Origin of the sequence: Devosia naphthalenivorans (assembly GCF_003056355.1) — a bacterium.
GTDB lineage: Bacteria > Pseudomonadota > Alphaproteobacteria > Rhizobiales > Devosiaceae > Devosia > Devosia naphthalenivorans.
Genome location: NZ_PYVW01000014.1, coordinates 88,036 through 114,301 on the forward strand (window position 1 = coordinate 88,036; position 26,266 = coordinate 114,301).

Genomic DNA, 26,266 nt, shown 5'->3' on the forward strand with positions numbered 1-26,266 from the left:
GGCCGTCGGTCATAATGTGTGTGGCACAATCTTCCCTACCCACAATTGCATCCCGCGGACTTGATCCGCGGGCCGCTCGCAACATGGCACAAGCGGTGAAAGGCCCTCGGATCAAGTCCGAGGGAAGCATCGGTGGTTGGTTGCTCGCGCGAAGGCAGGCCCCTCTACCGCTCATCCAGCCGCGGCATCAACTCCACGAAATTGCAGGGCTTATGCCGGTAATCCAGCTGGTGGCTCAATATCCCTTCCCAGGCATCCCGGCATGCGCCGCGCGAGCCGGGCAGGCAGAACACGAACGTCGTGCCGATCAATCCCGCCGTCGCCCGAGACTGCAGCGAACTGGTGCCCACCGTCGTTGCTGAATATTGGTGGAACAGCACCGAAAAGCCTTCCATCCGCTTGTCGAACAGCGGCTCCACGGCTTCCGGCGTCACGTCGCGGCCGGAAAACCCGGTGCCGCCCGTGGTCAGCACCACATCCACGCCCGGATCAGCCACAAACCCTTGCACAGCCCGGCGGATCAGTTGGATATCGTCGCGCACCACCACCCGCTCGGCGCAGCGGTGACCATCGACTTCCAGCAGGGATTTGAGCAGGGCGCCGCCCGTGTCCGTTTCCAGATCACGCGTATCCGATACCGCGATCACCGCAATCGACAGCGGCTTGAAGGCGCGGTCGGCAAACCGGTCAGTCTTGAACATCGCGCTTGTCCTCGTTGGGCGTGTCGATCGGGGTGGCGAGTTCCTCGGGCAGGATCGGCTCGTCCACCGGCATTTCGGTGTCCTCCTCGCTCTCAGTCCGCGGATCGAGCACGATTGATTCCAGTGTCTGCTTGCCGTCATTGGTCATCGGCTGGAATGGCGCGCGGTCGGCAGCATCGATACTCCGGCGGATGCGCATGCGCAGGAAGGCCGCCACTGCGAGCAATCCGTGGAACAGCGCGGTCACGACGAACAGGCCCACCGGCGACCACGCGCCCATGATCATCGAGGCAACCGCCGGCCCGATGGCCAGCCCGACGCCCATGATCAACAGCATGCCGCCGGCGATCTTGGCAAAATCGCCGTCCTTTGCGAAGTCGTTGGCATGGGCCACAGCCACCGCATAGATCGGGTTGGCCGCAAAGCCGTAGCAGGCAAAGAGCACATACATCATCCATCCGGCCTGCGGGTTGATGATGACCGTCAGTGCACCGACAAAAGCGGCAAAACCGGCCAGCCCGATGAGCACCAGGCGCCGGTCGATCCGGTCCGACAACCGTCCGAATGGGATTTGTGCCACCGCACCCAAAATCGCGGCAATGGCGAACAGCAGCGCAATGCCGCTGGCGTCCAGTCCGCGCTGATAGCCATAAACCGGTGCCAGCGTGCCGAATGCGCCATTGGCCATGCCCACCGAAAAGGCTGCAATCGCCGCGACCGGCGAAGTTTTGTAGAGCAGGCGCACGTCGATCTTGGCCGACGACAGCGGCCGCGGCTGCGGGCTTGAGGTCAGCGCCGTCGGCAAAATCGCGCAGATGAAGCTGATGGCGCCGATCACGAACGGCACATAGCCCGATGTGCCCGTCACCGACATGGCGATCTGCCCCAGCGTGGAGGAGGCCATGTTGATGGTCACATAGATCGAAAAGGTCGTGCCGCGGCTCTTATTGTCAGCCACTTCGTTGAGCCAGCTCTCGACGATCATCGCCGCCCCGGCAAAGCAGAAGCCGGATAGCGCTCGCAGCAGAATCCAGCCTACGTCGTTGATGAACAGCAGGTTGAGCAGGATCGTGATGCTGCCGATCGCCGCCATCACCGAGAAAGCGCGGATATGGCCGACATTGCGCACGATCATGGGTACGGCGATCGAGCCTGTCACGAAACCGACCGACCAGCCGGTGCCGATCAGGCCCAGCGCCAGCAGCGAGAATTCCTCTTCCGCGCCGCGCACGGAGAGCAGCAGGCCCTGCAGACCGCCGCCGAACATGAGGAGAGCCGACCCCAGGAACAGGGCGTAAATCTTGATGACAGAGGCCATGACGCTTTCGGACTATGGAACCAGAATGACGTTGCAAATCACGCAACGGTGACAATAGCGCGGCAATCGCAGAAGGGCAGGGAAGAATTGCCCTCCACGCAAAAAAGCTTCAGGCGATCCCCATCCCGATCATCTTCAGCTTCAGGCTCAGCAGGTCGCGCCACGCCTGTTGCTTGGCCGGTGGATTGCGCAGCAGATAGGCCGGGTGCAGCGTCGGCATAGCGTCGACCTTGTGGTTGCCAATGCTGACTTCGCTCCACTTGCCCCGCATCTTGATGATGCCATTGCTGGTCTGGAACACGGTCTGCATCGCCGGCCCGCCTAGCGTCATGACAAGTTTGGGCGCCACCAGTTCCACCTGCCGGTGCAGGAACGGCAGGCACAACGCGATCTCCTCGGGCGTCGGTGCACGGTTGCCCGGTGGCCGCCACGGCACGGTGTTGGCGATATAAACTTTGGTCCGGTCCAGCCCGATGGCGGCGAGCATGCGGTCCAGCAATTGCCCCGATTTGCCGACGAACGGCTTGCCCTGCCGGTCCTCTTCGGCGCCGGGCGCTTCCCCGATCAGCATGATCTGTGCCTGCGGGTTGCCATCGGCAAACACCAGTTGCGTTGCGCGCAGTTTGAGCCCGCATCCATCATAGCTGCCAAGGATGGCTTCCAGCTCGTCCAGCGATTGCGCCCGTGCCGCCAGCTCCCGCGCTTCGCCGGGATCACCCCCCAGCGGCAGCATCGGCGCCGGCCGCTCGGCGACAGCACTGGCCACCGCAGCCGGCGGCGTTACCCGCGCCGGTGGCCGCTGCGCAAACCGGTCCACCGGCTCCTCGCCCACCGCGACATCGACGCCCGCTGCCCGGTACCACTCCAGTACCGAGAGCATTTCGTCGTGATTTAGCGGTCGATCTTCAGCCATGTTCTCTGTTATGTCACAGCCCGTTTGGCGCGGCCACCCGCGCATCCAGAACTTGGGGCATTCCTATATGGCAGAGGCCGGCTCGCGCGAAACCCTTTCGACCGATGTGCTGATCGTCGGCGCCGGTCCATCGGGCCTTGCCGCCGCCATCCGGCTCAAGCAGCGCCATCCCGAACTCAGCGTCACCATCGTTGAAAAATCCGCGGAACTGGGCGGCCACATCCTTTCCGGCGCCGTCATGGACCCGCGTGGGCTCGATGCCCTCATCCCCGATTGGCGCCAAAAGGGCGCTCCCGTCGGCCCCGCCGTCACCACCGACACCTACCATTTCCTCACAGCCACCCGCGATTTTGCCTTCCCCCACGCTCTTATGCCACCCCAGATGCGCACACCCGATGGCGTCATCGTCAGCCTGGGCAATCTCGTGCGATGGCTGGGCGAGCAGGCAACCGAACTCGGCGTCGATATTTTCCCCATGACGGCCGCCGTCGATGTGCTCTCAACCGGCAAGGGCCCCATTCGTGGCGTCATCACCGGCGATCTGGGCCGCGACCGTGAGGGCAACCCCAAGCCCGGCTTTGCCGAAGGCATTGCGCTGCAAGCCAAATACACCCTCATCGCCGAGGGCGCCCGCGGGTCTCTGGCCCGGAAAATTATCGGCGCCCACTCTCTGGCGCGCGAGCCGCAGAAATATGGTCTGGGTATCAAGGAAGTCTGGGAAATCCCCGCTGACCGGCACCAGCCGGGCAGGGTGGAGCACTATCTCGGCTTCCCACTCGACAACGCAACCGCCGGTGGCGGCTTCGTCTATCATGCGCAAGATCGCAAGCTCTATGTCGGGCTGGTCACCTACCTAGATTACCAGAACCCCACGCTCTCCCCCTTCGACGAGTTTCATCGCTTCAAGACCCACAAATCCGTGGCCCCCCTGCTCGAGGGCGCGACGCGCATCAGCTACGGCGCCCGCGCGGTCACCGCAGGCGGTTGGCAATCGATCCCAACCTTGGCCTTCCCCGGTGGCGGGCTGATCGGCTGCTCCGCCGGCTTCATGAACGCCCCGCGCCTCAAGGCCATCCACAATGCGATCCTGTCCGGCATCGGCGCGGCCGATGCAGTGGCCGAGGCGATTGGCAAAGGCCGCCAGCATGATCTGATTGGGGATTTCGGCCACCGCATCATGGCGACCGGCATCGCGCGGGAACTGCAGGCCGTGCAAAACGTCAAGCCGCTGTGGTCGCGGCTGGGCACGGTGCTGGGAGCGCTGGCGGGCGGCGTGGAGTTATGGACCTCGGCCATCTTCGGCCAGTCCCCGCTGGGAACCCTGCATCACAAGCAGCCCGACTATTCCGGCCTCAAGCCCAAGGACACCCTGCCGCCGAAAACCTACAGCAAGCCCGACGGCAAGCTCACCTTCGACCGCGCCTCCTCGGTCTATCTCGCCAACATCGCTCACGACGAAGATCAGCCGGTGCACCTGCGCCTCACCGATCCTGCCGTGCCGATCCGCGACAATCTGCCGAAATACGGCGAACCCGCACCGCTCTATTGCCCCGCCGGCGTCTACGAAGTGGCCGAGGAGGGCGGCGCCCCCGTATTCCGCATCCACGCCGCCAATTGCGTTCACTGTAAAACCTGCGACATCAAGGACCCCGCCCAGAACATCACCTGGGTCCCACCCGAAGGTGGCAGCGGGCCCAATTATGCCGGTATGTAGGACGCGGCGATCACGCTCTGTGGCGCTCTCTTGCGGCGCAGTCCCAAAACCGCCAATCTTGCCGACCAGATACTGGCGAAAGCCAATGGAGAACAGAACCTCGTGACATCGCTTCTGACCCGCCTCGCACGCCCGGCTCTGGCAGCCCTCCTGCTAACGGCGATAGCGACCCCGCCTGGCTTTGCCGCGCCATCGGTGCAGACGGCACAGTCCGATCCGTTTGCGGGCTTCGATCTCATGCCCATGTTCCGCGCCAGCGCCACCGGCTCGTTCATGGCCGGCCAGCAGGCCCTCAAGGATTTGCGCACCGATGAAGCGGCCCGCTATTTCTTCCAGGCCGCCCAGGCCGATTGGGAAAATCCGCTGCTCGTCGAACGCGCCTTCATCGCCTTTGCCGCCGACGGTCAGATCGGGCAGGCGGCCTCCACCGCCAAGCACCTGCTTGATCTTGACGAGAATAACGAGCTTGCCGAGTTGGTCGTCGCCACCGAAGCGCTCAAGGAGCGCCGCTACGACGCCGCAGACCGGCTGCTCAAGGCCATAGGCCAGGATAGTTTTACCGGCATTACCGCGTCCATCCTGCGCGCCTGGGCATTGGTGGGCGACAATCGCAAGGCCGAAGCCGACGCCGTCATGAACGAGCTGGGCGCGTCGGGCCTCGAGGATTTTCTGGTGTTCCACCTTGCTCTCATGGCCGAGGCCGCCGGTGAGACCGAGGAAGCCATCGCCCTTGCAGGGCAGGCGTTCGACAACGAGCCCTATGTGGCGCGCGTCGTGGAAGTCTATGCCCGCATTCTGGCCAATGCCGGCAGGTTCGACGAAGCCAAGGACGTTCTGCAGCAGTTCGAGGATCAGGGGCTCACCCATCCCATCGTCACCATCGTGCGCGAGCAGGTCGATGCCGGCCAGCGCCCCGGCGTTTTCGCCACCAATGTTCAGGTTGGCGCCGCCGAAATGTTCCACGGCATCGGTGTTGCGCTGGCGCGCGATGGCAGCATGGATCTGTCCCTGGTCTTCCTGCGCATGGGCCTCTATCTCGACCCGTCTGCCGACGTCATCACCCTGGCATTGGGCCAATTACTCGATGCCGCTGGCCAACACGACGCGGCCAATCGCATCTATAACGCCGTGCCCGCCACTTCGGCCATGAAGCCCACCGCCATCGTGCGCGTCGCCACCAATCTCGATGCCTTGGGTGATCGCGAGGACGCTCTGCGGCGCCTGAGCAATATTGTAGCCGCACAGCCCAACGATCTCGACGCGGTGTCCGTGCTTGGCGACCTGCTGCGCACCGACGAGCAATATGCCAAGGCGGCCGAGGCCTATACCAAGGCGCTGGAAATCACCGGCGGCGATAGCCCGGCCGATTGGCGCTATTACTATGTGCGCGGCATTGCCTATGAGCGCGACAAGCAATGGCCCAAGGCCGAAGCCGATTTCCTGAAGGCGCTCGAGCTCAATCCTGATCAGCCGGCCGTGCTCAACTATCTGGGCTACAGCTGGATCGACAAGGACATGCACCTCGAGGAAGCCCTGGGCATGATCGAAAAGGCCGTCGCTGCTTCTCCGCAGGATGGCTACATCGTGGATTCGCTCGGCTGGGCCTTCTACAAGCTCGGCCGCATCGACGAGGCGGTCAAAACACTTGAGCAGGCCGTGCTGATGATGCCGACCGATCCCGAGATCAACGACCACCTGGGCGATGCCTATTGGAAGGCCGGCCGCCAGCTCGAAGCCCGCTTCCAGTGGAACATTGCCTCTTCAGTCGATACCGTCGGTACCGTCAAGGAACGCGCCGCACCAAAGCTGGCCGAAGGCCTGACCAAAGAGAACGAGACCGAATAGCTTGGTCGAGCCCTTCGTTCAGCTCGCTCCCGCCAAGATCAACCTGGCGCTGCATGTCACGCGGCGCCGGGAAGACGGCTACCACGATCTCGAGAGCCTGGTGGTCTTCGCCGACCTCGCCGACGAACTCGAAGCCGTTCCCGCCGACACCGATACCCTCGCCATAATCGGACCCTTCGCCGCTGGCCTCAACAACGGCGAAACCAACCTCGTGCTGCGCGCCGTCGCCGCTTTCCGTGCGCGCTGGCCGGAGGCCGTCGATCACGGCCTTGCCATGCGCCTCACCAAGAACCTGCCGGTCGCCGCCGGCATCGGTGGCGGCTCCGCCGATGCGGCCGCCGCGCTGCGTCTGATGGCGTCACTATCGCGCGAGCCCATCCCCGTGGCTGACCTCGCCGATATGGCCGCTCGCCTTGGCGCTGACGTGCCTGCCTGTCTCGTTTCGACACCCTTGATCGCGCGCGGCGTCGGCGAAGTGCTGGCGCCGCTCCCGCAATTTCCGGCCCTTCATATCGTGCTGGTCAATCCCCTGGTGCCGCTGGCCACCGCCGACGTGTTCCGGCGCCTGCGCGCCCATGACAATTACCCTTTGCCGGAATTACCCTCGCCACTGACTCGACCTGCCCAACTCGGCCTCTGGCTCGCCGAAACCCGCAACGATCTGCAGCCTCCCGCCGTCAAGCTGGTTCCCATCATCGGCGACATCGTCGCACAACTCGCTCAAACCCAAGGCTGTATCCTCGCCCGCATGTCCGGCTCCGGCGCCACCTGCTTCGGCCTCTTCGGCTCCACCGGCCAAGCCCACCAAGCCGCCCAGGTGATGCGCGCCGCCCACCCCGACCACTGGGTAGCCGCCGCACCGCTCTTGCTGCCCTAGGCCATCGGTTCCTCATCTCGCCTCCCTGAGGCGAGGGGGGGCATATCGGGCGCTTTGCGCCGCCGTTTCAGTCGACACCCTCCCCGTCGCGGGGAGGGATCAAGGGTGAGGTGCCGCACCCACAACGCGCTCGAATCCAGTGTAGTCCCGGACGAACTATCGCCCACAAACCGAGCCCGCCGTCCCGTCGTCCCCGAGCCTAATACGCGCGCATCACGCTATGCTCGACCACATCCACCAGCAGCGCGCGCATTTCGCTCTCCGGCACTACCGCCAGCGCTTGCTGCGCCGCACGCGCATGGGCCTGCGCCAGTTCCATCGTGCGGACCAGCGTATTGTGCCGCTCCATCACCGCCACAACGGCACTCACCTGTGCATCAGTCGCATCGGCCTGGCCCAGCGCGCTGGTAATGATCTCGCGCTCTGCCACATTGCCTTCCGCCAGCGCCAAAATCACCGGCAGCGTCATCTTGCCCTCGCGCAAATCGTCGCCGACATTCTTGCCCAACGTTCCCGATTGCCCGCCATAGTCGAGCGCATCGTCCACCAGCTGGAAGGCCTTGCCCAGTTCCAGCCCATAGGTCGCGAGCGCCTGTCTGCCGGTCTCATCGGCGCCACTAGACATCGCGCCCACTTCGCACGCCGCCTGGAACAGCACGGCCGTCTTGGCGCGAATGACTTCCGCATAATCTTCGGGCGTCGTCGTCAAATCACCGGTTTTTGCCAGCTGGAACACTTCACCTTCAGCCATCACGGCCGACGCGGACGACAGCACACCCAGCGAAGCGATGTCCCCGGTTTCAACCATCATCATGAAGGCCTGCCCAAGCAGGAAATCGCCAACCAGGATGGAGGCCTTGTTGCCCCACACCATGCGGGCCGCGGGCTTGCCGCGCCGCATGTCGCTGTCATCGACCACATCGTCGTGCAGCAGCGTCGCATTGTGCATGAACTCGACGGCTGCCGCGAAATTGATTGCGGTGCCGCTTCCCTTGCCGAACAGCATGGCCGCCGCCACAGTCAGCATCGGCCGCAGCCGCTTGCCGCCACTCTCGATGAGGTAGCGCGCCAGGTCCGGCACCATCTCGACATGCGAATCGGCGCGCGACAGGATCAGCGCGTTGACCTTGGCCATATCCGTGGCGGTTGCGGCGAGCAGCCGGTCGATCGGGTTGGCTGCCTGCGTCTCTTTGATCTGCGTCAGAACTGACACCAAACTATCCGTTCCTCGTTCGCCAATCGGCAAATCTGGTTGAGCCCGCTGCGGTTGCGCATGTAAGGTCGTGCAAAACCGGCCTTTTCGGGTGCGATGTCCCTAGACCAGCCAGATAGCTTTGTAAAACACCAAACCGTAACGCGCGATGCCTTTTTAGGGGGCAGGCTCACTCTGTCGCAGCCGCGCCACGGCTTTCGTGCCGGGCTCGACAGCGTGTTGCTGGGCGCTGCCGTGGGGCAGGGCCGCAAGCGGCTGCTCGACCTTGGCAGCGGTGTGGGTACGGCAAGCCTCGTGGCGCTTGCCCACAACGGCGAACTCAGCGCTGTTTTGGCTGAGCAGGATGCGGCAACCTTGGCGCTTGCGGAGGCGAACATAGCTGAAAACGGTTTTGCTACCTGCGCCAAGGCGTTTCCCGTAGATGTAACCGCGCGAGGCGCTGAGCGCCTTGCCGCCGGCCTTGCCGAAAACGCCTTCGACGCCGTCATCGCCAATCCGCCCTTCTTCGACGATGCCGCCGGCACGCTCGCGCAGGACACCAGCCGGGCGGGGGCGCGCCACATGGACGCAGCGGCGCTCGACCTTTGGGTCAAGACTGCCGCTAGCTCCGGCGCCGGTGGTGCCGAAATCATCTTCGTCTATCCCGCCGTTCACCTGGCGCCCCTGCTTGCCGCCTTCGCGCAACGCTTTGGTGCCATCACCATTCTGCCGCTGTCTCCGCGCGCCGAATCGCCGATCAGCCGCGTCCTTATCCGCGCCATCAAGGGCTCCCGCGCGCCGCTGACCATCTTGCCGAGCCGCGCCTTGCACGACGGCGAAGGCCGCGCCTTCGCGCCGGCATTCGACGCAATCTTCCGTGGGGAACAACGGCTTGTCTGGTAATCCTTGGCTGCAAGCCCTAAATCAGCCCGACGCAGGGAGAGACGAGACATGGCCGAACTGACCACGCCCCGCCGCAACTGGCTGCAGCGCCTGCTGCGCCGAGGCAAGACCACCATCCCCGTCGTGCGCCTCCACGGCGTCATCGCCGCCGAACAGCGTCAGGGCCGGCTCAATATCGCAACGGTCAATCCGCTGCTCGAGCGCGCCTTCGCGATCAAGTCCGCGCCCGCAATCGCCATCATCGTCAATTCACCCGGGGGCTCGCCAGTCCAGAGCCGCCTCATCGGCAAGCGCATCCGCGATCTTGCCGACCAGCATGACAAGCCAGTCCTGGTCTTCGTGGAAGACGCCGCAGCCTCGGGCGGCTACTTCATTGCCATTGCCGGCGACGAGATCATCGTCGATCCATCCTCGATCGTGGGCTCCATCGGCGTCATCATGGCCGGGTTCGGTTTTGTCGGAACGCTGGAAAAGCTCGGCATCGAGCGTCGCGTTCATACCGCGGGGAACAACAAGTCCACTCTCGACCCGTTCCTGCCCGAAAAGCAGAGCGACATCGAACGCATCAAGCAATTCGAACTGGACATCCATGATGTGTTCATCAACGCGGTGAAAACGCGGCGGGGCGCCAGGCTTAAGGCACCCGACGAGCAGCTCTTTACCGGCGAATGGTGGACTGGGATGCGCGGCGTGGAACTCGGTCTGGTCGACGCGCTGGGTGATATGCACGAGGTTCTGCAAGCCCGGTACGGCCGAAATATCCACCTCAAGATCATCGCCCCCAAGCGCCCCTTCTTCGGCATTCCCCGCCTCGGTTTCTCCGCCGAAGGCTTCGCCGCAACCATCGAAGATCGCGCCCTCTGGGCCCGTTTGGGACTCTGAACCATGCTCTGGCGCATCCTCCTCCTCACTGCCCTTTTCTTTGTTATCTTCTTGGGAATACGCAAGATTTACCGAGATTGGACCGGCAAATTCAAAGCCGACGATGAAGAAGCCCGCCGCCTTCGACGTGAACGCGACCTGCGCGAGCGCGAACAGCCCGGCGTCATCGACCTGACGCGCGACAAGGACGGCACCTTCCGCCCCGGCGATCGCGACAAACGCAATTGACCGCCCGGTAAGCTCAAACTAGAGCTTTGCCCTGCAATCTAGGGACTGCCACATGACCGATCGCCCGCCCCACCTGGACCCGAAGAATTCGTTCCAGGGCCTGATCCTGACGCTCCAGAACTTCTGGGCAGCGCAAGGCTGCGTCATCCTGCAGCCCTATGACATGCAGATGGGCGCCGGCACTTTCCATACCGCGACCACCCTGCGCTCGTTGGGGCCGCGGCCGTGGAAGGCCGCTTATGTGCAGCCTTCGCGGCGGCCCAAGGATGGGCGTTATGGCGAAAATCCCAATCGGTTGCAGCATTATTACCAGTTTCAGGTGATCCTGAAGCCGTCGCCCGCCAACATCCAGGAACTATATTTGCAGTCGCTTGCGGAGATCGGGCTCGATGCTTCGCTGCATGATATCCGGTTCGTCGAAGACGATTGGGAAAGCCCGACGCTGGGTGCCTGGGGGCTGGGCTGGGAGTGCTGGTGCGACGGGATGGAAGTGTCGCAGTTCACCTATTTCCAGCAGGTCGCCGGCTTCGAGTGTTCCCCCGTTCCGGGCGAGATAACCTATGGGTTGGAACGCCTTGCCATGTATGTGCAAGGCGTTGAAAACGTTTATGATTTGAACTTCAACGGGGGCACCGGCGAGGACCGGGTTTCCTATGGCGAGGTGTTCCTGCAGAACGAGCAGGAATCGTCAAAATACAATTTCGAAGTCGCCAATACCGAGATCCTGTTCCGCCACTTTGCCGATGCGGAAAACGAGTGCCGGGCGATCCTCGACAAGAGCGCCGAAGGCAATCGCCACACCATGGCTATCCCCGCCTATGAGCAGGTGATCAAGGCTTCTCACAACTTCAATTTGCTCGATGCGCGGGGCGCGATCTCGGTTACCGAGCGCCAGAGCTATATCCTGCGTATTCGCGAATTGGCGAAAAGCTGCGGGGAAGCATGGTTGCAAACTGAAGGCGGCAGCGCCTGATCTTTCTCCCGTTTTGTGCCCGGTTTGCTTCGAGCATGCTTCGGTTTTGCTCTGCTTTAAAACAGCAATGCACCCATTGCGCCCGCTCTGCGCCAATGCAAGTGTCCGGTCCGGGGTTTTGCCTGAGGGGATAAGAAGCACATGTTCGGCTGGATTGTTCTGGGCGTCGTCGTCGTCGCCGCGCTTTACGCCGTCACCATCTATAATGGCTTGGTCAAGAACCGGCAGATGGTGGAGGAGGGCTGGTCCGGCATCGATGTGCAACTCAAGCGCCGCACCGATCTGATCCCCAATCTCATGGAAACCGTAAAGGGCTACATGTCCCACGAGCGCGAGACGCTCGAGGCGGTCACCAATGCCCGTGCCGCAGCGACCAGCGCTGCAAGCGGTACGCCCGAACAGCGCGCGGCCGCTGAAGGTCAGCTTTCATCGGCGCTGGGCCGGCTGATTGCGACGGCCGAGGCCTATCCCGACCTCAAGGCGAATACGACTTTTCTGGAGTTCCAAGAAGCGCTGCAGACGGTCGAGGACGAAATCCAGATGTCCCGGCGTTACTACAATGGCGCGGTGCGGAACCTCAATGTCATGGTGGAATCGGTGCCGTCCAACTTCATCGCCGGGCCGTTCGGGTTCCAGAAGGCGCAGTATTTCGAGTTGGACAACACGGCCGAGCGTGCGGTTCCGAGCGTGAAGTTCGGCTAGAACCGGACTTCCAGCAGCCCTCATGGTGAGCTTGTCGAACCACGAGGGCGGGCGAGTGGAGGCTTGCGTGCCACGACCTCGTGGTTCGACAGGCTCACCATGAGGTCTACTGGTCGATATCGGTCGAACTCTTGATTGGCTGACGCATGCACACAACTCTGCGCATAATCTATCTCATCGCCGCCTGCCTCCTCCTCGCGCTGCCTGCCATGGCGCGCGAGGAAATTCGCGCCTTTCATTCCGATATCATCGTCAACACCGATGCTTCGGTGACGGTTACCGAGACGCTGGAGGTGAATGCCGAGGGTGTCGACATTCGGCGCGGCATCTATCGCGATATTCCTGTCCTGCTCCTGGGCAGCAATGGCGCCGAAATCCGGCCTGATCTGGAAGTCACCAGCGTTACGCGCGATGGCCAGGACGAGGTGTTTCGCGTCGAGCGCATGGGGGATTTCCAGCGTATCTGGATCGGCAACCCGGATGAGTTCGTCGGGCGCGGAGTGCATAGCTACGCCATCACCTACACGATGAGCCGCGCCGCCCGGGCGTTTGAGGATCACGACGAACTCTATTGGAATGTCACCGGCAATTACTGGATTTTTCCGATCCTGTCGGCGCGCGCCACGGTGCATTTGCCTGATGGTGCGGTCATTTCCCAGCTGGCGGGCTATACCGGGCCGGTGGGTTCTACAGAGCAGGCCGTTTCTGCCGAGCGCAGTTCAGACACCACGGCCAGCTTCCGCGCGACACGCGCGCTCGGAGCCGGTGAGGGCATGACCATTGCGGTGGCCTTCAACAAAGGCGTCATTACTTTTCCGACCGGGGCAGGGGCGCTGGCGCAATTGCTGGGTGACCTGAGCGGCGTCATCTTCCCACTGGTTGCGGCTGCAATCGCCATTGTGTTTAACGCCCTGACCTGGAGCCGCGTCGGCCGCGATCCGCAAAAGGGTGTGGTCATTCCCCTGTTTCATCCGCCGAAGGGTTTTTCGCCGCCGCTGGTCCATTACGTCCACAAATGGGGCTTTCAGAACGCGGGCTGGACCGCGCTGACGGCGGCTATTTTCGACCTGGGCGTCAAGGGCCTCGTCACCATCGACAATTCCGAGGGCAAGCTTGCCATCAGCCGCACCGGCAAGCGGCCAGACAAACCCCTGCCCAAGGGCGAGCAGGTGCTTTTCGACTATTTGGATGGCGGCGGCACGACGGTGATCGACAAGTCCAGCGGCGTTAAATGGGCCGCCAAGCGGGCCGAATTCACCAGCGCGATCAAACGGGAAAATGGCTCGCGCTGGTTCAAGACCAATACGGCCTATTCCATGCTCAGCTTTTTGGTGGCTGCGATCCTGCTCTTTGTCATGGCCGCCATGGAATGGCTGGACCCGCTGTGGCTGGTCGGCTCGGTCGTTGGCGGCGTTGTTGTGGGGGTGATCCTGGGTGTTGCCAGCCGTGGCTTCAGCGCATTCAAGCCCGGCAATCTTTTCACCCTCGGCATGATCGCGCTGCTCGGGTTCAATGTCCTGGGTAGCTTCGCCTCGGGGTTTTCCGAGATGGCGATCAACACGGCTGCCATTTCGGCCGTCAGCATTGTGCTGACCACCGTCGTCTTCGCCATGTTGATGGGCGCCCCGACGGCTCCGGGCCGCAAGGCGATGGACGAGATCGAGGGCCTGAAGCTTTACCTCGAAACAGCCGAGAAAGAGCGCCTCAACATGGCGGGCGCTCCGCCGATGACCATCGAACGCTTCGAGCGGCTTCTGCCCCATGCCATAGCGCTGGGTGTCGAGAAGCCCTGGAGCGAGCATTTCGACGCCGAACTCGCCCGCCATGCCGTGGCAGACGCCGACCGGTCCTATTCGCCCCACTGGTATCGTGGCGGCTCGCATGGTTCTGCCGCCCGTTCGGCCGCATCCATGACCAGCGCGGTCAGCGCCGCTGCCGCCAGCATGACGGCGGCCATGGTCGCGGCCCAACCGGTGCAGGCAAGCTCCTCGGGCTTCAGTTCGGGCGGTGGTGGCGGGGGTGGCTCATCCGGCGGCGGGGGCGGCGGCGGTGGCGGAGGGGGCTGGTAGGCGGCAGACGGCTGGTAGGCGGTAGACATGCCCGCCTGCCCAAGTTAAGCAAACCTCGCATTCTTCCTCCCTGGTACCCGCCATGCCCGAACTGCTGCTCGAACTCTTCTCCGAGGAAATTCCCGCCCGCTTTCAGCGTCGTGCGGCCGATGACCTGCGCAAGGCCGTGACCAACGGCCTGGTCGATGCGGGCCTGGTCTATGAGGGTGCCAAGGCTTTTGCCACGCCGCGCCGCCTGGCGCTGACCGTGACCGGGCTTCCGGCGCGTTCGCCTGATACGCGAGAGGAAAAGAAGGGCCCGAAAGTTGGGGCGCCGCAGCCGGCAATCGACGGGTTCCTGCGTGCTGCGGGCCTTCAATCGATCGATCAGGCCAAGGTAGAATCCGACCCCAAGAAGGGCGATTTCTATGTTGCCCAGATCAACAAGCCGGGCGCCGATGCCGTAGCGCTGCTGTCAGCCATCTTGCCCAAGGTCCTGACGGATTTTCCCTGGGCCAAGTCGATGCGCTGGGGCACTGGCAGCTTCAACTGGGTCCGGCCGCTGCGCGCCATTACGGCCACATTCGGCAGCGAAAACGAAGACCCGGTGGTGATCTCCTTTGATTCCAATGAATTGACATCGGGCCAGACCACCTTCGGCCACCGTTTCCTCGCGCCACAGCCAATCAAGGTGAAGCGCTTCGACGACTATGTGACGGCACTCGAACGCGCCAAGGTCGTGCTCGATATCGACCGCCGCAAGGACATTATCCGCTCCGAAGCGGAGCACCTGGCATTTGCGCAGGGGCTCAGCGTCATCAGCGACGAGGGGCTGCTTGAAGAGGTTTCCGGGCTGGTGGAATGGCCCGTGGTCATGATGGGGTCATTTGATCCCGATTTCCTCAAGCTGCCCGAGGAAGTGATCATCGCCACCATTCGCGCCAACCAGAAGTGCTTCTGCCTGCGCGATGGCTCGGGCAAGCTGGCGCCAAACTTCATCATCACCGCCAATACGGTCGCTACCGATGGCGGCGCCATCATTACCGCGGGCAATGAGCGCGTCATCCGTGCGCGCTTGAGCGACGCGGCATTCTTCTACAATGGCGATCTGGCGACCCCGCTGGAGAACAGCATTCCCAAGCTGGAAGACAGCGTGTTCCACGCCAAGCTGGGGACCCAGTTTGCCCGCGTCGAACGGCTGGTCAAGCTTGCGGGCGAAATCGCGCCGCAGGTGGGGGCGGACCCGGAACGCGCCAAGCGCGCAGCCATGCTCGCCAAGGCCGATTTGACGACGGGAATGGTCGGGGAATTTCCCGAATTGCAGGGCCTGATGGGGCGTTACTATGCGACGGCGCAGGCCGAACCGGCCGATATCGCTGCCGCTATCGAGATGCACTACAAGCCGCTGGGGCCGACGGACAAAGTGCCGACCGAGCCGACGTCCATCGCCGTAGCGCTGGCGGACAAGCTGGATTTGCTCAAGGGTTTCTGGGCGATCGATGAAAAGCCGACTGGTTCGCGCGATCCGTTTGCACTGCGGCGGGCGGCCCTGGGCGTGATCCGCATCATTTCCGAAAACGGCCTGCGCTTCCCGCTCCAGGTCGAACCCGATCTGCTGGCGTTTTTCCATGATCGCCTAAAGGTTTCGCTGCGCGATGCCGGTGCCCGCCATGATCTGGTGGATGCCGTGATCTCGTCGGATAGCAACGATATCCTGCAGATCACGCAGCGGGCCGAGGCGCTTTCGAGCTTGCTGTCGTCAGCCGATGGGCAGAATTTGCTGGCCGGCTACAAGCGCGCGGCAAATATTCTGGCGGCCGAGGAGAAGAAGGACGGCAAGAGCTATCCAGGGACGGTGTCGCAGGATGATCTGCAGGGCGCTGAGGAAACGGGGCTCGCTTTCGCAGTGGATGCGGTCCATGCGGCGGTCGCCAATCATGTCGCCAAGGATGACTACAAGGGGGCGATGGCCGAATTGGCGACGCTGCGCGCGCCGGTCGATGCTTTCTTCACGGCGGTGCTGGTCAATGATGCCGATCCGGCGATCCGGGCGAACCGGTTGAATTTGTTGGCCCGCCTGCGCGATACGATGCACCTGGTGGCGGATTTTTCAAAGGTGGCTGGGTAATAGTGGGGGCGGCGTGGGGTCGCATAGACTTCACACAGTAGACCTCATCCTGAGCTTGTCGAAGGACGAGGTCGTGGCACATTTGCGTGCCCGATCTCGTGGTTCGACAGGCTCACCATGAGGTCTCAGGTCCCTTCACATTAAGGCGTGTGCAGCGAACCCCTGCACCTGACGCGCGGAACGGCGTTGAGCGGAGTGCGTTCCGGTAGGCCCGCCGGGCAAGCCGCCTTGCTTTAAACACGTCCAAGGATTTCCCATGAGTGTCGGACTGCTCGCCCTGCTCGATGATGTCGCTGGACTGGTAAAGGTCGCTGCTGCGTCCCTCGATGATGTCGCGGGGCAGGCGGCGAAGGCCGGCGTCAAGGCGGCCGGCGCGGTGATCGACGATGCTGCGGTGACACCCAACTACGTGCACGGCTTCACCGCGGACCGCGAATTGCCCATCATTGGCAAGATCGCCTGGGGGTCGGTGAAGAACAAGCTGATCTTTCTCCTGCCGGCGGCGCTTGGGCTGAGCTTTTTTGCGCCCTGGCTCATCACGCCGCTCCTGATGATCGGCGGCGCCTATCTTTGCTACGAAGGCGCCGAGAAGGTGTTTCATGCCCTGCTGCCGCACAAGGCCGAGGCGCATGAGGCAGGGCTTGAGCCGGCAGCCCTGGCGCCGCAATCGCTGGAAGACGAGAAGGTGGCGGGCGCCATCAAGACCGATTTCATTCTTTCCGCCGAGATCATGACCATCATCCTGGCGGCTATCGATATTCCCGAGTTCTGGACGCGGGCCGCGATTCTGGCTCTTGCGGGCGTGGGCATCACCATTGCGGTCTATGGTGCCGTCGCACTGATCGTCAAAGCCGATGATTTTGGCGTCTGGACCGCACGCCATGCGCGCACCGGCGCGGGGCGGGCGTTTGGCCGGGGCATTGTTTCGTTCATGCCAAAGTTCATGACCGTGCTCGGCATTATCGGCACCGCCGCCATGACCTGGGTCGGCGGCAGCATCGTCGCCCATGGGCTGTTCGAATTCGGCCTGGATGCACCCGAGCAAATTATCGAGGCGGCGGCGCATTGGGCGGAGCACAGTTTCCCTGCCATTGCAGCCTTTGCCGGATGGCTCGCCACTGCGATGGTGGACTTCGTGTTCGGGCTCGCTCTGGGTGCCGCCATGATCCCGGTGGCCGGCTATCTCATCGCCCCGGCCTGGAAAGTCATCAAGAGCGCGTTGCCTCAGCGGGCGTAGTCAAACCGGCGGCATCAGCGGGTCGCGGCGCTTGGTTTTGAAGGGCGCCATGCCTTCGTTGGCAAGCTGGTCTGCGCGCTCGTTGAGTTCATGCCCGGCGTGGCCCTTGACCCATTTCCACTCGATGGTGTGGCGCTTGGTGGCTTCGTCCAGCGCCTGCCAGAGTTCGAGATTCTTGACCGGCTTCTTGTCCGCCGTCTTCCAGCCATTGCGCTTCCAGCCGTGCATCCAGCTTTGCACGCCATTCTTGACGTATTGGCTGTCGGTGTGGATTTCCACTTCGCAGGGGCGCTTGAGCGCGGTTAGCGCCTCGATGGCGGCGGTCAGTTCCATCTTGTTGTTGGTGGTCAGCGCCTCGCCGCCTTTGAGTTCCCTGGTGTGGCCGCCATATTCCAGAATCGCGCCCCAGCCGCCTGGACCGGGATTGCCCGAACAGGCGCCATCGGTGTGGATGATGACCTTGTCGCTCAAGCTGCCGGCTTCCGCATGATGTGAAACTGGCATTCCTGGTTGTCGATGACAGCGACATGGGTCCTGGTCATGCCGATCCGCTGCAGAACGGCCAGGGAGGCAGAATTGCGCACATCGGCAAAGCCCAGGAAATAGTCCCAGTCGGTCTCGCGAAAGATCCAGTCGCGCAGGCCGCTCGCGGCTTCGCTGGCATAACCCTGGCCATGATGCTCGGGCAGCAGGGCATAGCCGATCTCGGGCTCGCCCTTGTCGCCGAACAATCCGAAGCCGGCGCGGCCGATGAACGCGCCATCGCTTTTGCGCGTCAGCCGCAGCTTGCCCATGCGGTGGCGGGCGAAGTTGTCGTGCCAAAGCGCAAGCCGGGTGGCGGCCTTCTCGCGGCTCCAGGGCTGCCCGTCCGCATCCAGATAGCGTGCGACCAGCGGGTCGCCGTGCAGCCGGACCAGATCGTCCAGTTCATCGTCCCGCCACCCGCTGAGGATCAGCCGGTCGGTTTCGAACAGTTTGAGTGCGCTCATTGCCCAACGGCCGCTTCGATTGTGCGCAGTTCGCGCGGGATGTTGAAGGCGATGTTTTCGCGCGCGGTTACTCGCGCCTCGACCTTGATGTCGTAGCGCTGGGCGAAGGCCTCGATGACCTCGTCCACCAGCTTTTCGGGCGCCGATGCGCCGGCCGAAACGCCCAGTGATTTGATGCCTTCAAAGCGGGCCCAGTCGATTTCCGAGGCGCGATCGACCAGCATGGCGTTGCGGCAGCCGGCCCGCTCGGCGACTTCCACCAGCCGCAGCGAGTTTGATGAATTGGACGAGCCGACCACGATCATGGCGTCCACTTCCGGCGCCACGGCCTTGATGGCCTCCTGCCGGTTGGTGGTCGCGTAGCAGATGTCTTCCTTGTGCGGTCCGTTGATCGCGGGAAAGCGCAGTTTCAGTGCCTCGACGATTTCGCGGGTGTCATCGACCGAGAGCGTGGTCTGGGTAACGAACGCCAGATTGGCGGCATCGCGCGGCTCGAACGCCTGCGCATCCGCGACCGTTTCGATCAGGGTGATCGAGCCGGGCGGCAATTGCCCCGTGGTACCCACGACTTCGGGATGCCCCTTGTGCCCGATCAGCACGATCTCATGGCCTTCGGCATAGTGGCGCTGCGCCTCGACATGAACCTTGCTCACCAGCGGACAGGTGGCGTCGAGAAAGAACATGTTGCGGCTTTTCGCATCGGCGGGAACCGATTTGGGCACGCCATGGGCCGAAAACACCACGGGCGCATCCGTTTCGGGGATCTCGCTCAGTTCCTCGACAAACACCGCGCCTTTGTCGCGCAGGCCATCCACCACATATTTGTTGTGCACGATGGCATGGCGCACATAAACCGGCGCGCCATATTTTTCGAGTGCGAGCTCGACGATCTGGATCGCCCGGTCGACCCCGGCGCAAAAACCGCGCGGGGCACACAGCAGAATGTCTAGTTGTGGCCGCTTTTCCATATGAGATCAGATGCTTTCGCTGAGCGAGCAAGTCAAGTCTTGTTGCGGTCGCACCGCCTCATGGGCAATATGCCCCCACAATAAGAGCAAGGACTTAAGTGTGAGCTTGGCGCAGGAAATGTTCGCGATTGCTCCCGCCATGGGTAAGGCGAACCTGTCTGCCAGCCAACTCAAGCTTTTGAGTGGCAAGGCGCGCTGGATTTTCCGCGTGGGGGAAGCGGGCTTTCCCACGATCCCGACCATCCTCATCACCCGGGCCGCCTGGGACGCGCTGCAGGCCGAGCGCACGCGCAAGGATACCAAGCTGCGCACCCATTGGGTGGCGTCCCTGTTCAAGCTCGTGGACAAGGATGGCAAGGCGCCCCTGCTTGTGGTGCGCACCTCGGCCGCCACCCTCAATGCCGGCCTCATGCCCGCCAAGACGGGGATTCCGGCGCCTGCGCATTCTGAGGATTCGGTCGATCCGTCCCGCCCGCTCGCTCGCGCCATCAAGAACGCCTTTGACAGCTATGGCTTTGGGCAAGGCTGGACCGCGCGTCCCGATGAGGATCGGGGCAAGCAGATCGTGCTGATCCAGGCCAGTGCCGAAGGCGAGATCGAGCAGTTTCTCACGCGCAATAGCACCACTGGCGTATTGGGCCCATCGCCGATCGACGGCGCCCCTTTGCCGCGCCTGCCGGAATCGATTGGGGCACTGGTGGCGCTGGTGGATGCCAAGGCCGGGCGTCACATGGTCTGCACGGTCTCCATCCAACGCGGCAAGGTCACTTTCCTGTCGGCGCGCCCCTCTCAAGTGACCGCGGCCGCCGAGCTGGAGGCTGCAGTCGACCGGGTCAATCGCAAGGTCTGGTCGGCCCAGAACGCCGTTTCGCGGGTGGACCCGACGCGCCTGACCCAATTGCTCCACCCGCGCCTGAGTTCCGCCGAAAGCGCCATTCCGATTGCGACAGGCCTCGGAGTTTCTCCCGGCGCGGCCTCGGGTGCCATCGTCTTCAACCCTGAGGACGCTGCCCGCCTGCGCGCCCGAGGCAAGCACTGCATCCTGGTGCTCAACGAAACCGGCCCCGCCGATATCGAAGGCATGAAGGCCGCCACTGGTATTCTGACCGCCCGCGGCGGCATGTCGAGCCACGCGGGCGTCATTGCCCGCATCACCGGCAAGCCCTGCGTGGCGGGCGTGCGTACTCTGTCGGTCGACACCGGAGAAATGATCTGCCGCATCGGCGACCGCGAATTTCGCACTGGAGACCGCCTCACCATCGATGGCAGCGATGGCTCGGTCTATGTCGGCATGCTCCCGCTGGCACAGCCGCATATCGGTGGCGCAATCGGCACGCTATTGGGCTGGTCCGACACCAACCGCACCATCGCCGTTCGCACTAATGCCGAAACCGTCGATTCGGCGATGACGGCGCTCAGCTTCGGCGCCGAAGGGATCGGCCTTGCCCGCTCCGAGCATATGTTTTTTTCGCCCGAGCGCATGGTGGCGCTGCGCCGGATGATCCTGAGCGAGAACGAGGATGACCGCTTGCGCGCGGTCAATGGCCTGGTCGGCTTCCAGACCGGCGACTATTCGGCCCTGTTTTCGGCGATGAAGGGGCTGCCGGTTACCGTGCGCCTGTTCGATCCGCCGCTGCACGAATTCCTGCCCCGTACCAATGAGGATATCGAGGAGACCGCGGCATCCCTGGGCCTTGCGGTACGCGCTTTGCGCCTGCGGCTGGACCGTATCGCCGAGGTGAACCCGATGCTGGGCCATAGGGGGGTGCGCCTGGCGATTACCTATCCAGAAATCCTGCAGATGCAGATGCAGGCCATCATGGCAGGCGCTCGGGCCGCATCCGAAACACAGAGCGAGCCCGTAGCGGTCGAAGTCATGGTGCCGTTCGTATCCACGGCTTCCGAGGTGGCCTGGGTGCGCCAGCGGGCCATGGATATCGTCGAAAATTCCGGCCTGCTCCGCTCGGGACGCGCCACCTTTTCCTTTGGCACCATGCTGGAGTTGCCCCGCGCGTGTCTGCGGGCCGGCGACATTGCCAATATTGCGGATTTCATTTCCTTTGGCACCAACGACCTGACCCAGACCACGTTCGGGATTTCCCGCGACGATGCGCCGACCTTCCTAGCCGCGTACCAGCGCAAAGGCGTTTACGAGCGCGATCCCTTCGTCACCATCGACGAGAAGGGTGTTGGGGAGATGATTTCCATTGCCATCGAGCGGGGCAGGGCGGCCAATCCGCGCCTCAAGATCGGCATTTGCGGGGAACATGCCGGTGATCCCGCTTCGCTGCGGTTTTTTGCCGGGCTTGGCGTCGACTATGTCAGCTGCTCACCCTATCGTGTCCCGGTGGCGCGTCTCACGCTGGCGCAAGCCATGCTTAAATAACCACGACACCATGCCTATATCAGGGGCGTAGCCGCAACGGCGGCACGAGGGGGACCCAATCGAAGTGAAAATCCTGCCATTGCTGACGCTCCTGCCGCTGTTTGCGCTTCCTGTCCCTGCGACCATGGCGCAAACCGGGGTTGCCCAATGCGTGGCACTGGCCGCCGATGCGGAGCGCCTGGCCTGCTACGATGGTCTGTTCCGCAATGAGGGCGGATCGGAAGCGGGTGCCATCAGCGTGACCGTTGAATCCGAGCAGTTGATCCCCGCTCGTCCGACCGGCCGCGGTCCCGCCACCATGACCATCGCCTGTGAGGCTGATGTTCTCACCATTGCCTTCGCCTTCGCCGGTAACACTATGTCGGCGTTGGGCAATGACGCGGGCCTGACGCTGCAAAGCGATCTTCAGGCCGCGCGCAGCCGTACCCTGCCGGTCAATGACAGCAACACCGCCATCCTGCTCGACAACACGCGCGATGCCGCAGCCTTCCTTGACGGGCTCGCCGGCACGAACAATCTCACGGCGCGCGTGACCCCGGTTAATTCCCGCTCGCTTTCGGTGCGCTTCCGGGTCGATACGATCATGGAACAGGTTGAGCCGGTACGGGCTGCTTGCGGGGTTTAAGTTGCCGGGTACGGGCGGGAGATTATGTTTGCCCTGAGCGGGAGTTTTCATTCCCGGCACTTGTCGGCTTTTTAGTTATCAATGCGTCATTCCCGCGAAGGCGGGAATTCTACTTTCCTTCATTCCAGAAGTGAGGTTCCCGCTTTCGCGGGAATGACGCCGTTTGAAACCTCGCGGGAATGATACAGAGTGAACCGGCCCCCGCGACAAATTAGACCTCCACATTTCTGCCCGGGGCTCGCCATGGTTAATCCATCGCTACGCCCCATTGGCTGTTTACTCGCCGCTAACCCTAATCAGACATCATCACAAACATCGGCATTCTAGCGTCACTTTTGCCGGCCAGTAGTTTTGTTGCGTTGAGTTGAGTAGCATTGATGGTCTATCCACACCGGCCGGCGGCGCCTTCGCGCCCGGCTAGAGCGGTTCGTCGCACACATCCCTTCACCAGAATTCTGGCTGTCGGGATTTTTTGTGCGCTGACCTATACCGGCCTCACCGCAGGCGCGTTCGGGCCGGCGTCCGACCTGGCGGAGGCGCTGCCGCCCAAGGTCGATCTAGTCCAGGCCAGCCTGTCCTATACCGGCGTCGATCCGGTTATTACCGGTTCGGTCGATCACCTGTTCACCACCGCCAGCTTCACAGGGCCCAATCGGGCCGAAAAGGCTGACCGCGTACGTCCCAAGGTCGATGCTCTGGCGCTGTCCCGCAGCTTCGAGGAAGTGCGCGTTCGCCTCGCTGCCCTGCGCTCCGACCCGGCCGATCTGGGACAATCCCGTTTCGCGGCGCTCGATATAGCACCCACCGGCGACGTTGAAATCGGCCCGCGCATGTCCGTCGCATCGATCGATCCGTCGCGCGCTTCGGCGCTGGACGCCATTGCCGGCATTGCACCTGAAATGTCGACGCCCATGCCGGTCGTCGCTTCCGAACAACTCGCCTATGCCCGAGCCGAGGCGCCGATCACCGGCGGCTTTGCGACGGGGCAGCCCATCGAAACGACCGACAAGGAATTGTGGTGCCTTGCCACCGCGATCTATTTCGAAGCCCGGGGCGAAAGCTATCGCGGCCAGGTCGCCGTGGCGCAGGTGGTGCAGAACCGCGTTAGGGACCGCCGCTATCCCGACACCATCTGTGGCGTCGTGTTCCAGAACCAGAACCGCCGCAATTCCTGCCAGTTCTCGTTCGCCTGCGACGGCATCCCCGAAGTCATCAACGACAAATCCTCCTGGGCCCAGGCCCAGGACATCGCCAAGCGCTTCGCCGATGGCGAGCTCTACCTGACCGAAGTCGGCAAGGCGACGCACTATCACGCAACCTATGTCCGTCCCGCCTGGGCGCCGCGCATGGTCAAGCTGACACAGATCGGCCTGCACGTGTTCTACGAGTTCAAGCGTGGTTGGTTGTTTGGGTAGGGCCTCTCGAGCCGGGTGATGCAGTAGACCTCATCCTGAGCCCGTCGAAGGAGGAGGTCGTGGCACGATCGGTGCGCCCGACCTCGTGGTTCGACAAGCTCACCATGAGGTCTCAGGGGCTAGTTTCGGCTGTAATGCCGATACACGAACGAGTCGCCGATGCGGCTGGAGAAGCTTTGCCAGCCATTGCTGCTCCAGAACGAAAACCGATTTCGCGGAAGCACTTCCTCGACGCTGACGCCGGGGTACTGCACGTGGCGCGAAAACATGGCGTCGGTCGAATAGGTGCCCGTAGCGGTCGTGGTGATATCCACATAGGAAACCCGGCCGCCCTCGATCTTCTTGAGCCGGACCTTCTTGAGCGGCTCGGTGCTCACCCAATCCTCGTGCTCCATCCGGTACTCGCGATCATTGAACTTGACCAGATTGTCAGGATCAAAACCCGGCGCCACTGCCGCGATCATCTCGTCGGCCACGGCCGGCAAAGTCATGCCGGGGCCGGTCATCGCGATCACGGAGGCGGCCAGCGCGCCCAGGGTCATTCCGATCAAAGCATGGCGCGTCGGCAGGTTCATGGCTTCCGTCCCAATCTGGTGCGACTAGTATCGCGATCTTAACGGATCAGTAACCATGCCGAATTGAGCGGGGCAAAATTAATCTCTTGTTAGGGTTAATAGCGCGGGTGGGGCGTGCCCGCCCTAAACCGCAATCTCCTCGAACGCCGCCACGAAGCGGTCATGGGCTTCCCGGGTTGGCCAGGGGCGAATCAGCCGCTCGAAGGCGTCGAGGTCGAAGGCCGGTTGGCTGGGTTCGCCGAAGAATTTGCGGGCCTCGGCATCTTCAAACCCAGCCAGATAGGTTGCCTCGAAAAAGGCGGCCTCGCGATCGGCTTTCTTGACCAGTTTGGTCAATTGCGCCGGCATGCTGGCGGGCAGGGAGAAGCGCAGGAAGATTGCGGACAGCAGCCGGTTTTCCACGTCCTTGTAATTGCCGCCCATCGCCGCCTTGAAGGGCGAGATGATGTCGCCCATGACGTATTCGGGGGCATCGTGGAGCAGGGCCTGCAATTGCCAGACGGGGCTGGCGTCGGGGTCCATGCCGCGAAACAGTTCCAGCACCAGGACCGAATGCTGCGCCACCGAAAAGGGGTAGTCCCCCTGAGTCTGCCCGTTCCAGCGCGCCACGCGGGCAAGGCCGTGCGCGATGTCGGACAATTCCACATCCATGGGCGATGGATCCAGAATGTCGAGCCGACGCCCCGACAACATGCGCTGCCAGGCCCGCGTATTGTTCCGCGCCATTTCGCCCCCGAAAGATCAAGAATTGGGCGAACGCTAACGAACGCGCTCCGATTCTTCCACTGCGCTGGAGGCGGTGTCTACTCTTCCGCTACCGCATCGCCGAACTGGTAGGTCGCCCAGGCGGGGAGGCTGATGGTTACCGGGGAGCCGTCAACGGTCACGCCCTGGGGGTCGGTGATCCGGTCGAGCCGGACAATGGCTGTGGTCGCGCCATCCACCACCTGGCCAATCACGCCGGCCTCGCGGCCGTTGGCAACTACCGGTGTGCCGGGTGCAGCAGTGGTTGCGCTTATCAGTACCGGGCGGCGGCGGGCCGTGCCGCGGTGCTTCATGCGGCTGACTACTTCCTGGCCGACATAACAGCCCTTCACGAAGTCGATTCCATCGAGGATATCCATGCCGAGATCGTGTGCGAAAACCTCGTTGGGGCCGAAATCGGGGCCTAGTTGCGGGATGCCGGCCCTGATGCGCTCGCGGTGATAGGGCGCGTCGTCCTGCACCCAGTCAACTGCCGCATCCGCAGGGGCGATGACACGCCGTCCCAGATCGATTTGATCCGTCTTGTAGTGGTGGCTGACGAAGCCTGCCTCGTCGTCCGGTGTGAACCCGACGCGGTGGCTTTCACGGAGGTCGTCGATCACCACCTGGGCGCGCAGGCGGTACATTTTCATGCGCTTGAAGAAATCGTCGGCGACCGATTGGTGCACGTCGAGCCAGATCGCGTCTTCGGCGTAGCCGGCCAGCCCCTCGGCCAGAACCTTGCCTTGGGGGGAAAGCAGCGCCCACCATGCCGCCATGCCATTGTCCTCGCTGGGGACGTGGCCGGTCACCACATCGTTGAGCAGCTTGTGGGCATCGGGGCCCGAAAAACGGAACACGGCGCGGTCGGCACGCAGATAGATGGTCATGACACTCTTGCCT

24 protein-coding genes are annotated in these 26,266 nt (G+C 63.0%); 14 read left to right on the plus strand and 10 right to left on the minus strand.

Going from position 1 to position 26,266, the window contains the following annotated elements:
* Window positions 1-164 precede the first annotated feature (164 nt).
* From moaB to C8264_RS16320, 3 genes are all read right to left on the minus strand, one after another.
* Window positions 165-701 carry a molybdenum cofactor biosynthesis protein B gene (gene moaB / locus C8264_RS16310; protein WP_108462033.1) on the minus strand — a complete coding sequence of 179 codons (537 nt, stop codon included), beginning with the start codon at window positions 699-701 and terminating at the stop codon, window positions 165-167.
* The gene (locus C8264_RS16315) at window positions 688-2,019 is read right to left on the minus strand and encodes an MFS transporter (RefSeq protein ID WP_108462034.1); all 1,332 of its coding nucleotides are present in this window, start codon (window positions 2,017-2,019) and stop codon (window positions 688-690) included. The genes moaB and C8264_RS16315 overlap by 14 nt, the downstream gene beginning before the upstream one ends.
* Before the next feature lie 109 nt (window positions 2,020-2,128).
* Window positions 2,129-2,932: a uracil-DNA glycosylase gene (locus tag C8264_RS16320; RefSeq protein ID WP_108462035.1), complete on the minus strand. Its 804-nt coding sequence runs from the start codon at window positions 2,930-2,932 to the stop codon at window positions 2,129-2,131.
* A 10-nt stretch (window positions 2,933-2,942) separates the two neighbouring features.
* Here C8264_RS16320 and C8264_RS16325 point away from each other — a divergent pair, with 10 nt between their 5' ends.
* Genes C8264_RS16325 through C8264_RS16335 form a run of 3 tightly spaced genes read left to right on the plus strand, consistent with a single transcriptional unit; the run spans window position 2,943 to window position 7,368 of the window.
* Complete coding sequence (locus C8264_RS16325) at window positions 2,943-4,646, plus strand: electron transfer flavoprotein-ubiquinone oxidoreductase (protein WP_342748706.1); 1,704 nt, start codon at window positions 2,943-2,945, stop codon at window positions 4,644-4,646.
* Window positions 4,647-4,676: 30 nt separating this feature from the next.
* On the plus strand, window positions 4,677-6,491 hold the full coding sequence (locus C8264_RS16330; RefSeq protein WP_108462037.1) for a tetratricopeptide repeat protein: 1,815 nt from the start codon (window positions 4,677-4,679) through the stop codon (window positions 6,489-6,491).
* Between the two features lies 1 nt (window position 6,492).
* On the plus strand, window positions 6,493-7,368 hold the full coding sequence (locus C8264_RS16335) for a 4-(cytidine 5'-diphospho)-2-C-methyl-D-erythritol kinase (protein ID WP_108462038.1): 876 nt from the start codon (window positions 6,493-6,495) through the stop codon (window positions 7,366-7,368).
* 199 nt (window positions 7,369-7,567) lie between these two features.
* Here the strand turns inward: C8264_RS16335 and C8264_RS16340 are convergent, their stop codons facing one another.
* On the minus strand, window positions 7,568-8,581 hold the full coding sequence (locus C8264_RS16340; protein WP_425430689.1) for a polyprenyl synthetase family protein: 1,014 nt from the start codon (window positions 8,579-8,581) through the stop codon (window positions 7,568-7,570).
* Window positions 8,582-8,677: 96 nt separating this feature from the next.
* Between C8264_RS16340 and C8264_RS16345 the strand changes: the two genes are divergently transcribed.
* The 8 genes from C8264_RS16345 to C8264_RS16380 all read left to right on the plus strand — a co-directional run bounded on the left by C8264_RS16345 (window position 8,678) and on the right by C8264_RS16380 (window position 17,661).
* Window positions 8,678-9,463, plus strand: coding sequence for a tRNA1(Val) (adenine(37)-N6)-methyltransferase (locus C8264_RS16345; RefSeq protein ID WP_108462039.1), 786 nt, complete (start codon window positions 8,678-8,680; stop codon window positions 9,461-9,463).
* 48 nt (window positions 9,464-9,511) lie between these two features.
* The gene (locus C8264_RS16350; RefSeq protein ID WP_108462040.1) at window positions 9,512-10,345 is read left to right on the plus strand and encodes a S49 family peptidase; all 834 of its coding nucleotides are present in this window, start codon (window positions 9,512-9,514) and stop codon (window positions 10,343-10,345) included.
* Between the two features lie 3 nt (window positions 10,346-10,348).
* Window positions 10,349-10,573 carry a hypothetical protein gene (locus C8264_RS16355; protein WP_108462041.1) on the plus strand — a complete coding sequence of 75 codons (225 nt, stop codon included), beginning with the start codon at window positions 10,349-10,351 and terminating at the stop codon, window positions 10,571-10,573.
* A gap of 52 nt (window positions 10,574-10,625) precedes the next feature.
* The gene (locus C8264_RS16360; protein WP_108462042.1) at window positions 10,626-11,546 is read left to right on the plus strand and encodes a glycine--tRNA ligase subunit alpha; all 921 of its coding nucleotides are present in this window, start codon (window positions 10,626-10,628) and stop codon (window positions 11,544-11,546) included.
* Between the two features lie 141 nt (window positions 11,547-11,687).
* Window positions 11,688-12,248 (plus strand): LemA family protein, encoded by a 561-nt coding sequence (locus C8264_RS16365; RefSeq protein ID WP_108462043.1) that lies wholly within the window; start codon window positions 11,688-11,690, stop codon window positions 12,246-12,248.
* A 146-nt stretch (window positions 12,249-12,394) separates the two neighbouring features.
* Complete coding sequence (locus tag C8264_RS16370; protein WP_162783697.1) at window positions 12,395-14,317, plus strand: DUF2207 domain-containing protein; 1,923 nt, start codon at window positions 12,395-12,397, stop codon at window positions 14,315-14,317.
* Between the two features lie 82 nt (window positions 14,318-14,399).
* The gene (gene glyS / locus C8264_RS16375; RefSeq protein ID WP_108462044.1) at window positions 14,400-16,424 is read left to right on the plus strand and encodes a glycine--tRNA ligase subunit beta; all 2,025 of its coding nucleotides are present in this window, start codon (window positions 14,400-14,402) and stop codon (window positions 16,422-16,424) included.
* Window positions 16,425-16,680: 256 nt separating this feature from the next.
* Entirely contained in the window at window positions 16,681-17,661 is a 981-nt protein-coding gene (locus C8264_RS16380; protein WP_108462045.1) for a DUF808 domain-containing protein, read from the plus strand.
* On the opposite strand, the gene rnhA is transcribed toward C8264_RS16380, so the two are convergent.
* From rnhA to ispH, 3 genes are read right to left on the minus strand one after another with little or no spacing between them, the layout of a single operon-like run.
* The gene (gene rnhA, locus C8264_RS16385; protein ID WP_108462046.1) at window positions 17,662-18,132 is read right to left on the minus strand and encodes a ribonuclease HI; all 471 of its coding nucleotides are present in this window, start codon (window positions 18,130-18,132) and stop codon (window positions 17,662-17,664) included.
* Entirely contained in the window at window positions 18,129-18,650 is a 522-nt protein-coding gene (locus tag C8264_RS16390; protein ID WP_108462047.1) for a GNAT family N-acetyltransferase, read from the minus strand. Before C8264_RS16390 ends, rnhA begins: the two co-directional genes overlap by 4 nt.
* A complete protein-coding gene (ispH, locus tag C8264_RS16395; protein WP_108462048.1) occupies window positions 18,647-19,618 on the minus strand; it encodes a 4-hydroxy-3-methylbut-2-enyl diphosphate reductase in 972 nt (323 codons plus the stop codon). Before ispH ends, C8264_RS16390 begins: the two co-directional genes overlap by 4 nt.
* Before the next feature lie 100 nt (window positions 19,619-19,718).
* Between ispH and C8264_RS16400 the strand changes: the two genes are divergently transcribed.
* The 3 genes from C8264_RS16400 (at window position 19,719) to C8264_RS22955 (ending at window position 24,044) form a co-directional block, all read left to right on the plus strand.
* On the plus strand, window positions 19,719-22,004 hold the full coding sequence (locus C8264_RS16400) for a putative PEP-binding protein (protein ID WP_162783698.1): 2,286 nt from the start codon (window positions 19,719-19,721) through the stop codon (window positions 22,002-22,004).
* A 64-nt stretch (window positions 22,005-22,068) separates the two neighbouring features.
* Complete coding sequence (locus tag C8264_RS16405) at window positions 22,069-22,629, plus strand: hypothetical protein (protein WP_162783699.1); 561 nt, start codon at window positions 22,069-22,071, stop codon at window positions 22,627-22,629.
* A 377-nt stretch (window positions 22,630-23,006) separates the two neighbouring features.
* Window positions 23,007-24,044, plus strand: a complete 1,038-nt coding sequence (locus C8264_RS22955; protein WP_108462051.1) for a cell wall hydrolase — start codon at window positions 23,007-23,009, stop codon at window positions 24,042-24,044.
* Between the two features lie 119 nt (window positions 24,045-24,163).
* Here C8264_RS22955 and C8264_RS16415 read toward each other — a convergent pair whose 3' ends face one another.
* From C8264_RS16415 to ygfZ, 3 genes are all read right to left on the minus strand, one after another.
* Window positions 24,164-24,619: a hypothetical protein gene (locus C8264_RS16415; RefSeq protein ID WP_108462052.1), complete on the minus strand. Its 456-nt coding sequence runs from the start codon at window positions 24,617-24,619 to the stop codon at window positions 24,164-24,166.
* Between the two features lie 123 nt (window positions 24,620-24,742).
* On the minus strand, window positions 24,743-25,345 hold the full coding sequence (locus C8264_RS16420) for an HD domain-containing protein (protein ID WP_108462053.1): 603 nt from the start codon (window positions 25,343-25,345) through the stop codon (window positions 24,743-24,745).
* 77 nt (window positions 25,346-25,422) lie between these two features.
* Window positions 25,423-26,253, minus strand: coding sequence for a CAF17-like 4Fe-4S cluster assembly/insertion protein YgfZ (ygfZ, locus tag C8264_RS16425; protein ID WP_108462054.1), 831 nt, complete (start codon window positions 26,251-26,253; stop codon window positions 25,423-25,425).
* Window positions 26,254-26,266 lie beyond the last annotated feature (13 nt).